9 protein-coding genes and 2 pseudogenes are annotated in these 10,145 nt (G+C 58.4%); 8 read left to right on the top strand and 3 right to left on the bottom strand.

Features of this window, described 5'->3' with window-relative positions; translation table 11 throughout:
- From C8D95_RS21490 to C8D95_RS21480, 3 genes and pseudogenes are all read left to right on the top strand, one after another.
- Positions 1-519, top strand: a pseudogene (locus C8D95_RS21490) (recombinase zinc ribbon domain-containing protein); the annotation flags it as partial.
- Positions 516-920: a hypothetical protein gene (locus C8D95_RS21485; protein WP_109761254.1), complete on the top strand. Its 405-nt coding sequence runs from the start codon at positions 516-518 to the stop codon at positions 918-920. The pseudogene C8D95_RS21490 and the gene C8D95_RS21485, both read left to right, overlap by 4 nt.
- A gap of 17 nt (positions 921-937) precedes the next feature.
- On the top strand, positions 938-2,902 hold the full coding sequence (locus C8D95_RS21480; protein WP_109761253.1) for a DUF2075 domain-containing protein: 1,965 nt from the start codon (positions 938-940) through the stop codon (positions 2,900-2,902).
- A gap of 316 nt (positions 2,903-3,218) precedes the next feature.
- On the opposite strand, the gene C8D95_RS21475 is transcribed toward C8D95_RS21480, so the two are convergent.
- Positions 3,219-3,599, bottom strand: a complete 381-nt coding sequence (locus tag C8D95_RS21475) for a hypothetical protein (protein WP_109761252.1) — start codon at positions 3,597-3,599, stop codon at positions 3,219-3,221.
- Between the two features lie 517 nt (positions 3,600-4,116).
- On the opposite strand from C8D95_RS21475, the gene C8D95_RS21470 reads away from it, so the two are divergent.
- Positions 4,117-4,824 carry an IS6 family transposase gene (locus C8D95_RS21470; protein ID WP_109761251.1) on the top strand — a complete coding sequence of 236 codons (708 nt, stop codon included), beginning with the start codon at positions 4,117-4,119 and terminating at the stop codon, positions 4,822-4,824.
- Between the two features lie 80 nt (positions 4,825-4,904).
- Here C8D95_RS21470 and C8D95_RS21465 read toward each other — a convergent pair whose 3' ends face one another.
- Positions 4,905-5,780, bottom strand: coding sequence for a phosphorothioated DNA-binding restriction endonuclease (locus C8D95_RS21465; protein ID WP_109761250.1), 876 nt, complete (start codon positions 5,778-5,780; stop codon positions 4,905-4,907).
- Between the two features lie 392 nt (positions 5,781-6,172).
- On the opposite strand from C8D95_RS21465, the gene C8D95_RS21460 reads away from it, so the two are divergent.
- Together C8D95_RS21460 and C8D95_RS21455 are read left to right on the top strand one after the other, a co-directional pair.
- A complete protein-coding gene (locus C8D95_RS21460; RefSeq protein ID WP_109761249.1) occupies positions 6,173-6,505 on the top strand; it encodes a helix-turn-helix transcriptional regulator in 333 nt (110 codons plus the stop codon).
- Positions 6,495-7,811 (top strand): type II toxin-antitoxin system HipA family toxin, encoded by a 1,317-nt coding sequence (locus C8D95_RS21455; RefSeq protein ID WP_109761248.1) that lies wholly within the window; start codon positions 6,495-6,497, stop codon positions 7,809-7,811. Before C8D95_RS21460 ends, C8D95_RS21455 begins: the two co-directional genes overlap by 11 nt.
- A gap of 3 nt (positions 7,812-7,814) precedes the next feature.
- Here C8D95_RS21455 and C8D95_RS21450 read toward each other — a convergent pair whose 3' ends face one another.
- Positions 7,815-8,405: a hypothetical protein gene (locus C8D95_RS21450; protein WP_126918586.1), complete on the bottom strand. Its 591-nt coding sequence runs from the start codon at positions 8,403-8,405 to the stop codon at positions 7,815-7,817.
- Positions 8,406-8,457: 52 nt separating this feature from the next.
- On the opposite strand from C8D95_RS21450, the pseudogene C8D95_RS21445 reads away from it, so the two are divergent.
- Together C8D95_RS21445 and C8D95_RS21440 are read left to right on the top strand one after the other, a co-directional pair.
- Positions 8,458-8,970, top strand: a pseudogene (locus C8D95_RS21445) (IS6 family transposase); the annotation flags it as partial.
- Positions 8,971-9,021: 51 nt separating this feature from the next.
- Positions 9,022-9,726: an IS6 family transposase gene (locus C8D95_RS21440; protein ID WP_109761255.1), complete on the top strand. Its 705-nt coding sequence runs from the start codon at positions 9,022-9,024 to the stop codon at positions 9,724-9,726.
- Positions 9,727-10,145: the final 419 nt, after the last annotated feature.

Raw genomic sequence — 10,145 nt, 5'->3', positions numbered from 1 at the left:
CACGCCATCCTGAAGGAGAGCCCGCGCAAACGAGCTGCGAACACCTGGTCGGACACGCCTGCGCTGCTGAAGGGGTTGCTCTACGGGCCAGACGGCGCGGCGTTCTCGCCGACGCACACCCGCAAGGGCGGCAGGCTCTACCGCTTCTACGTCAGCCAGACGGTGCTGAAGCACGGCGCTGGAGCCTGCCCTGTCGGGCGCGTGCCTGCGGGTGAGATCGAGCGGGCCGTGATTGACCAGCTGCGGGCGGTGTTCCGCCAGCGTGAGATCGTGGCGGGGACGTGAAAGACGGCGCGGGCGCAGGACGACGAGGTCACCGAGGCCGACGCCCGCGATGCCGTTCAGCAACTCGACCCTCTGTGGGACGAACTCTTCCCCGCCGAGCAGGCGCGCATCTTGGCGCTGCTGGTCGAGCGCGTGGACATTGGCGATGGGGGCCTGAACGTCCGGCTCCGCGTCGATGGTCTCGGCGGTCTGGCGCGAGAGATGCTGGCCGGAGACATGGGAGAAGCCGCATGACCCGAGGTGCCCCAGTCCCCGAGACGGTGACGCTCCATGTCCCGTTCCGCATCGTGAAGCGGGGCGGGCGCAAGCAGATGGTGTTGCCCAGCAACACGCCGGAGGGCGTCGCCCAGCCGCGTCGACCGGATAACACGCTGGTCAAGGCTCTGGCGCGCGCGTTCAGATGGAAGCGGATGCTGGAGTCGGGCGAGTTCGCGACCACCGCGGAGCTAGCCGACCGCGAGGGGATCGCGCCCTCCTACTTGACCCGGGTTCTGCGGCTGACGCTGTTGGCGCCCGACATTGTCGAGGCGATACTGGACGGAAGGCAGGGGCCGGAGGTCGCGCTGGCGCAGGTGCTGGAGCCTTTTCCCGAAGGATGGGATGAACAACCCGGCGCCCTGGCGTCACGCAAATGAATCTGACATGCAAAGGCATGCGCGATTCATACTATTCGGCATCCGCCCTCGACTTCTTGAACTCCTCAGATGAAAGCGTTCTCGGTGAACTTGCCCGATCGCATCACCACGCGCTTGAGCATGAACAGCGCTTTGCCTGGATTAAGCAGATTGAAATCCTGAAACGCGTGCTGGCGAGCACGCCGGACGCGCACGTTTTCTTAGAGTTTTCTGTCCCGCGCATGGGGAAACGTGCCGACGCAGTAGTTCTTCACTGTGGCATGGTTATTGTACTCGAGTTCAAGGTCAACTCCGCATCTTTCGATAGAGCCGCAATTGAACAGGTCCACGACTATGCACTGGATTTGAAGAACTTCCATCTGGGCAGCCACTCCCTTCCAATCCTTCCTGTATTGATCGCGACCCGCGCCGAAGCTCGATTGCAGCAGCCTCGCTGGGCGACCGATCTTGTGTCCGCGCCGGTTCTCATAGGTCCCAATGGGCTGGCCGACACACTAGCCCTCCAACGGCCGCCCGCAGCCAGGCACGATCACATTGATGTAGCTGCATGGCGCGCCTCGGGCTACCGCCCAACGCCCACCATTATTGAGGCTGCCGAAGCGCTCTACAGAAGCCACGCGGTGGAGGAGATATCGCGCTCAGATGCCGGGGCAAAAAACTTGCAGGCTACCGCAGGTCGGATTGCTGAAGTGATTGAGGAATCAAAACGCGATCAGTTCAAATCGATCTGCTTCATCACCGGCGTGCCAGGCGCTGGGAAAACTTTAGCTGGGCTGAACATCGCCGCCAAACGCGCTAAACGCCACGAAGACGAACACGCGGTTTTTCTATCCGGTAACGGCCCTCTGGTCGACGTGTTGCGAGAGGCACTGGCCCGCGACCAGAACAGTCGCGAGAAAATCGCCTTGGGCGAGGCCAGAAGACGGGTCAGGACCTTCGTCCAGAACATTCACCATTTTCGCGATCACTATCTGGACCGGGATGAAGTTCCGTTCGAGAAAGTTGTAGTCTTCGATGAAGCGCAGAGGGCTTGGACGGCTGGTCAAGCGACCAACTTCATGAAAAAGCGCGGCTATGATGACTTCGACAAGTCCGAGCCTGAATTTCTGATCAGCGTCATGGATAGGCATCGTGACTGGTGCACGGTCATTTGCCTGATTGGGGGCGGACAAGAGATCAACACGGGCGAAGCAGGCCTGATGGAATGGCTGACCGCTCTCAAGGATAGGTTTCCCGGTTGGCGGGTGCACGCCTCTTCGCTGCTAGAGGATCGGCATTACACCGCGTCTTCCGAGGCAAAAACATTGCTGGCGGCGCCGAACATCGTGAAGCACCCTGATCTGCACCTGGCGGTCTCAATGCGGTCGTTCCGTGCCGAGCAACTTTCGGCGTTCGTGGGTCAGATGCTCGACGGAGACGCATCAGGCGCAAAGCATTCTCTAGCCGCCATGGGAGGCCGCTATCCGATTGTTGTCTCTCGTGATTTAGCGCGGGTCCGCAGTTGGCTGCGTAGCATGGCGCGAGGTAGCGAGCGGCTTGGCCTTGTCGCTTCATCAGGAGGATACCGTCTCCGCCCGGAGGGCATCCATGTGAAGGCGAAAATCGAACCGGCAACCTGGTTTCTCAATGACAGGCTGGACGTCCGCTCTTCGTACTATCTCGAGGAGGTCGCCACCCAATTCGATATTCAGGGGCTCGAGCTGGATTGGGCCGGTGTCTGTTGGGACGCGGACCTCCGCTGGATAGATGCCGCCTGGCAGTTTCACGCGTTCAAAGGGACCAAATGGCAGCAAGTTCGCGACGAGACGAAGCGTTTATACCTGCTAAATGCCTATCGCGTACTCTTGACCCGCGCGCGGCAGGGTATGGCCATCTTTGTACCCACCGGCGATCGTGACGATCCGACGCGACCACCTGCTTTCTATGACGGCACGTACGAGTTTCTACTTCGCTGCGGCGCGGTCCAACTCGAAGACCAGTGACCGAGATGACCCGCATCGACTGACTTTCAGAATTCCAGCACCGTTTCAGTTGTCGCGCTGGGCAAGCCCTGCGAATCTAAGCCGAATGGTAGAAGATACGGTTTCGCGGCGAGATGTTGGTCAAAGATAGATTCAGCGAGTTGAACAGCTCATTCCGACCCTTTACGATCAACGCTAAAAACATCCAGCCCAGGCGTTCCAAAACTGAGGCCTGGGGTTTCAGGCGCAAAAAATGCATGCGAGACCGACGTGATCGGCCCAGAGGAGACACTCGTCGCAGCAAACACGCCGCGGTGCAGCTTCACCAAAGCAGACATCATATAGGATGGCCGAGAAGTGGTCTTACGGGTTCAATGCGGTATCTCTTCCTGAATTCACGGAGCACCATTTCAAGCGTTGCCTCAAAGGCGCTCTGGTCAAACATCATCGTTTTCTTTGCTTCGTGGAGATAGCGCCAATCAACAAACGCATCTTTGTGCTGCAAAAGAATGTCTCGGATACCGTAGTCGAAGAAAAAGACGCTGGGATGACGCGGGTTCACCGCTCGATTGAACTCCTCGTCAAGCCTCTGCTGGCTTTCGGGCAGCAAGGCATCAAAGAGCTTTGTCAGGTCATGCGACTTGACGACATTTGGATCGTTATAGTCAAAAACGAACCATGCTTTGAGCGCCAATTCCATCGAAAGCGCCAACAGCATTGGCTCTACGCCGACGTGATCGCGATCGGTCCAGTCTTCAACTTCCTCAAAAACGCTGGTCTGGGAAGCTCTTTATCTTTCGAAAGATCGCTGTAGCGGCATCCCCGATCCTGATTGCTGTCGATAAACGAGCACTCATCGTTAGTCCTCTTGTTTGTCCGCACCCAGATTGGAAACCAATCGAACCCTTTGCAAGAAGGCAATCGCACGAAGTTGACGGCCCATAGCTGCCGTTAGGTTGTTTTCTAGCCAATGTCCACTTCGCGCCCTCCTATCGGTCGTTCCTGCACCCAGTGCTCTTTCCTAGGATTTGCCTTCCTCGCGTGCCGGCAGGTGCCAGTCCGGAGAACCGGAACTGGAACTTACTTGCAGTTTCCAGGCCAAAAGTTGGAAGGCAGCCTACGCTGAATGCGGCCGTTCTCACACTCCACCGCCCGACATTTCGCCGATTAGCTTTGTAGGTAGTGTCAGAGCAAAACGGGTTGAGCGAGGTTAAGCTGGCACGTAGCCTGCTGCCATGACCCAGAAGCACAGCCCGTTCCGCTATTTCAAGACCTCGTCCGAGATCATTCGTCTGGCAGTAATGATGTACATCCGCTTCCCTCTGTCGCTCCGGAATGTGGAAGACCTGCTACACGAGCGGGGTGTCGAAGTGAGCCACGAGACGATCCGGTACTGGTGGAACCGGTTCGGGCCGATGTTCGCGGCAGAGATCCGGAAGCGCCGGGTGCAGGACATGCGCTCGAGCCGGTGGCGGTGGCATCTCGACGAGATGTTCGTGAAGATCAACGGTAAGCAACACTATCTCTGGAGGGCCGTCGACCACGAAGGCGAGGTGCTGGAGAGCTTTGTCACCGTCACACGGGACAAGTCGGCGGCGCTGAGATTCTTGAGAAAATCGATGAAACGGCACGGCCGGCCGGTGGAGGTGGTGACGGATCGACTGCGCACCTACGGCGCAGCTCTGAAGGAAATGGGACGAGGCGACGATCGCGAGACGGGTCGCTGGGTGAACAACCGGGCGGAGAACTCGCACTTGCCGTTCCGAAGGCGGGAGCGGGCAATGCAGCGCTTCCGACAGATGCGATGTCTGCAGAAGTTTGCCTCTGTCCATGCCTCGGTTCACAACCACTTCAACCTGGAACGCAGCCTCTCCTCCCGCATCGTATTCAAGCAGAGCCGTGCTGCCGCCCTCGCCGAGTGGCGCGGCCTTTTCGCGGCCTGACGTATCAGCTCGCCTGTCCTTGCGGAGACTGGTTCGCATTCGTCTGACACCACCCTGACGAGCTTTCCTGATGTCATCGCCTACCCCACCACGCCTTTGAATATCTGATCGTTGTGCCAGTGGATGTAAGCGGGCGTCGGGTGCAGCTTATCGCTTCTGGGAAGCAGGATTTCCTTTTCATGAAACTCGTCGTTGAGTTTGCGCCCCCAGTCGCCGACAACGCGCTCGGAGACCCTAATCTTGAGATTGGGGTCAACGGTCATCGCCCCTAGGTCGAAGAGCTTGTGGTGGATAACGCAGAGCGCAAGGCCGTTGTCGATGTCGTCGGGGCCGCCGGCCGAGTGCATTTTGATGTGGGCGGCCTCAAGGGCGATGGCGGCACCATTCATCTTGGCGTCGTACTTACAGACACAGCATTGCTCGTAGTAGGCGGTGAGCACCATGACGCGGAACCGCGGATCACGCTTACGGCGCAGGACGGCTTCTCGTTCATCATCGCCGAGATACATACCGACCGCATCCAGGATGTCCTGATGCAGGCTTGGCGAGAAGTTCCGCTCCAGAAGGTTGATGGCGACGTTGTCGATCAGCTTTGGGTCTTTCCGGAAGGCGGCAAGGACGTCATCCGAGAAACCCGCCTGCAGCCGTCGGTCTCGCGCTTCGGTGAGGTTCAGGTCGCCTGAGGCGTTCTTATCGTGGGGCTCGACCCACCAGATGTGATCGTTGGCAAGGCGGGTGTAAGGGAAGACAACGCTGGTTTTGGCATTGAACGGTCCGTAGGTTTGGATGAGAGGTCCGACGACGTCTTCGGCATCGGTGAAGGCAATGCGTTCGGCGTTTTCGTTCTTCAGCTTGGAGAGAGCGTACAAAAGCAATAGTGGCTTGTGCGGCGCCAGCTTCCCACCCTTTGCGAAAATCCGTATCGTTTCAAACCGTTTTAGTGTGTCGTCTGCCATTCTATTTTTTTCTGTCTTCTCAATCTCTTGCCTGACGTCAGAATATCAGACAATGGCGCCCACGCAAAGAATTGCATGTCTGATCGCCCTGCTTCGCCGGAGCCGTTCGTCACCCCTCACTTGCTGATGGGGGTGCGGCGGCGAGGACGAGGCAGGCGCGTATCCCGGCCCTGCTTTGCTGGTGAGTTTGGATCACTCCACTCCCATGCACAAACCTTCTGCTCAGCCTAACTGTCTGATACGCAATGTTCAATAAGATGCACGTGAGCGCCCTTCCCGTCCAATTAACTGAACAAGAACTTGACATCTGTACGAATTCTATTGTATGATGTTCAATAAGATGTACGTGAACCAGCTTTACGTACAATAAACAGAACAAAGGCAGGTTTACGATGAAACGCAAAAGAAGCTACTCGCGGGTGACGCGGCAAGCGCTTTTGATCTTAGGCAAGCTCATCAAAGTTGGCCGGGCAGAACGTGGCATGACTGCACAGGACCTTGCCGACAGAGCGGGCATCAGCCGCACGACACTGTACACCATCGAAAAAGGGGAGCCAGGAAGCGAAATCGGCACCGTATTTGAGGTCGCAGCCCTCGTGGGCGTGCGGCTGTTCGAATACGACGAAAGAACCCTTGCCATGCACAAAGCTCGGCTTGACGAAAAACTAACCTTGCTCCCCCAAAGCGTGCGGACATCTACTCAGGAGGTCGATGATGACTTCTAAGGGTGGACAGATCAAAGAGGCGTTTGTCTGGATTTGGCTACCAGGCGAGACAGAACCTCACGTTGCTGGCCGGATCGAACGAGTCGGCGAGCGCTACGTCTTCAACTATGGCGCCAGCTACCTTGAGCGTGAGAACGCGATTCCGATCTACGAGCCTGAGTTGCCACTCCGCCGCGGCCGGATCGAACCAATCGCAGACCTTAAGATGGCTAGTTGCATTCGTGACGGCTCGCCGGACGCGTGGGGGCGCAGGGTCATCATCAACCGCCTCGTCGGTGCAAAGGCTGCGGAGGCCAAAGTCCGCGATATAACAGAGTTGGCTTACCTTCTGGAATCGGGCTCAGACCGGATTGGCGCGCTCGACTTCCAGGAATCCGCAACGGAATACGTTCCCCGCTTGAAATCGGAGGCGTCCTACGAGGAACTGCTTGAAGCGGCCGAACGCATCGAGAAAGGCGTGCCGCTGACACCGGCGCTCGACCAGGCACTTAATCACGGGACATCTATCGGCGGCGCACGCCCGAAAGCCTTGATCGATCGCGGTGATCGTAAGCTGATTGCGAAGTTTTCTTCGAGCACGGACCTCTACAGCGTCGTGAAGGCAGAATTCATAGCCATGCGGCTTGCTGCTGCCTGTGGGCTAAATGTCGCCCCCGTTTCCCTGATCGGGGCCGCGGGCAAGGACGTGCTGCTGATCGAACGTTTCGACCGCATCAAGACCAATAGCGGCTGGCAACGCAAGGCCATGGTCTCGGCACTGACGATGCTCGGGTTGGATGAAATGATGGCGCGTTACGCCTCGTACGAGGTCCTGGCCGAGATCATCCGCCATCACTTCACTAATCCAAAAGAAACACTCAGAGACCTCTATGGACGGATTTGCTTCAACATTCTTTGCGGCAACACGGACGATCATGCCCGGAACCACGCTGCTTTCTGGGACGGTAAAATGCTGACAATGACTCCGGCCTATGACATCTGCCCGCAAGGCCGCGCTGGTGGTGAGGCCACACAAGCAATGCTTATAAAAGGCGATAACCGGCTGAGCGGACTCAGCACTTGCCTCGCCGCCGCCGGGGATTTCCTGCTAACAGCGGATGAAGCTATCGAAATCATCAAGGGCCAAATCTCGACAATTGCCGGAGAATGGGACGCGATCTGCGAAATTGCCGGGCTATCCCCAACAGATAAGAGCCTGTTTGCCGGTCGTCAGTTTTTGAACCCCTACTGCGTTGAAGGACTCGGAAACGACCATGTCGAACTGATCCAGCATTTTGAACGTGCGCGCACGCATTTGACCGCCTAGGCATCAATCACCATCGCGCTCCATCTTGAATCCGCAACCACGACCGCGCCGCTGCCCAATTTCGTCGGCGCGCTGCTTCCAGCTTTTGCGCAGATCGCCACCGTCATCGCCGTCACCATCGTCGGCGCTCTCGCCTTGAGAGGCCCTCGCTTCAGCGTTGAATTCCTGTCCGAGCGCACCCTCGTCAAGCAGACGCGGATCGGTGCGCTGGACGCGAACCTTATCCTTGTCTTCGGCGGCGCGTTTTTCTTTCTTCTTGGTGCGTTCCATCAGGGCTTCGCGCTTGAGGTCACGCTCCAGTGAGACCCGCTCGCGGCGATCAATTTTGTCGAGGGCTTTCTTCTGCCCTTCGAGAGCGATCTTCTCGCGCTCATGCCGACGCGCCAGCGCCTCGTTTTCAAGCCGGTGCCGTTCGCGCGGATCAAGACCAGTCCGCTCGGAAATATGACCAAGGACTGAGCGCAACGCTGGGGAGCCAGAGATCAGATCGGCCACATGCGCGCGCATCCGAAAGAGCATGCCGGAAGATTCCGCATGTTGGGCGGCATGCAGGGCGAGCCGTTCCTGCTGCTGGGTAAGCAGTATGGCTGGCACTGTCAGAAGAACTTGCCTTGAGACGGGTTCGTGACTTCCCTACCCTCGCCCGATGACGAAACGCAGTCCCTTCAAGTACTTCAAGACGTCGCCCGAGATCATCCGCCTGGCGGTGATGCTCTACGTCCGCTTCCCGCTATCGCTGCGGAACGTCGAGGACCTTCTCCACGAACGTGGCATCGAGGTCAGCCACGAGACGGTCCGGTACTGGTGGAACCGGTTTGGTCCGATGTTTGCGTCCGAGATCCGGAAGCGCCGGGTCCAGGGCCTGCGCTCGAGCCGATGGCGGTGGCACCTGGACGAGATGTTCGTGAAGATCAACGGCCGGCAGCACTATCTCTGGCGGGCCGTAGATCATGAAGGTGAGGTACTGGAAAGCTTCGTCACGACGACCCGCGACAAGAAGGCAGCGCTCAAATTTCTCAGGAAATCGATGAAGCGTCACGGCCGGCCGGAGGAAGTGGTGACCGATCGCCTCCGCACCTATGGCGCAGCCCTCAAGGAAATGGGGCGAGGCGACGATCGCGAAATGGGTCGCTGGGTGAACAACAGGGCGGAGGGCAGTGTCAGAAGAACTTGCCTTGAGACAGGATCGTGGCCGACCTACCCTCGCCCAATGACGAAACGCAGCCCCTTCAGGTACTTCAAGACGAGCCCCGAGATCATCCGCCTGGCTGTCATGCTCTACGTCCGCTTCCCACTCTCATTGCGGAACGTCGAAGATCTTCTCCACGAACGTGGCATCGACGTCAGCCACGAGACGGTCCGGTACTGGTGGAACCGGTTCGGTCCAATGTTTGCCTCCGAGATCCGGAAGCGCCGGGTCCAGGGCAGGCGCTCGAGCCGGTGGCGTTGGCATCTGGACGAGATGTTCGTGAAGATCAACGGCAGGCAGCACTATCTCTGGCGGGCCGTCGATCATGAGGGTGAGGTTCTCGAGAGCTTCGTCACGATCACCCGGGACAAGAAGGCAGCGCTGAAGTTCCTCAGGAAAGCGATGAAGCGGCACGGCCGGCCGGAGGAAGTGGTGACCGATCGCCTCCGCACCTACGGCGCAGCTCTGAAGGAAATGGGGCGCGGCGATGATCGCGAGATGGGTCGCTGGGTGAACAACCGGGCGGAGAACTCGCATCTGCCGTTCCGAAGACGGGAGCGGGCGATGCAGCGCTTCCGCCAGATGCGATGTCTGCAAAAGTTTGCCTCCGTCCACGCCTCCGTTTCGAACCACTTCAACCAGGAACGCAGCCTCTCCAGTCGAAACCTCTTCAAGCTGAACCGCACCGCCGCTCTTGTCGAATGGCGCGGTCTTTATGCAGGTTGAGGGTCTGCGTCACCGGCTTGCGGCGACTGGTTCGCATTGGTCTGACAGCACCGAAAGACGGACTTGGCAAGGTCGATCCCGAGTGTTGTAATCTCCATGTGGTCGGCTCCTTCCTTTGTTGGCTGTCACACTGCACCAACATGGCACAATGCGATGCCGTCGGGGTGGAGCCGTCCACACCATCAGAACAATCAGCCGGAAGCGCCTCTTCCCATGCCATCGCTGTGGGATGGACGCAAAAGACTGTTCTGTAAGGGAAAAGGCCTTGCAGAGAGCGTCGCGGAAGAACAATCGGGCACCAGTTAGCCTAGCAAACGAGTTTAATCTGATGGTGTGGACGGCTCCACCCCGACGGCATCGCATTGTGCCATGTTGGTGCAGTGTGACAGCCAACAAAGGAAGGAGCCGACCACATGGAG

Source organism: Silicimonas algicola, assembly GCF_003148765.1.
GTDB classification, from domain to species: Bacteria; Pseudomonadota; Alphaproteobacteria; order Rhodobacterales; family Rhodobacteraceae; genus Silicimonas; species Silicimonas algicola.
Note: the sequence above shows the minus strand (reverse complement) of the source record. Positions and strands in the feature narration are given on the sequence as shown.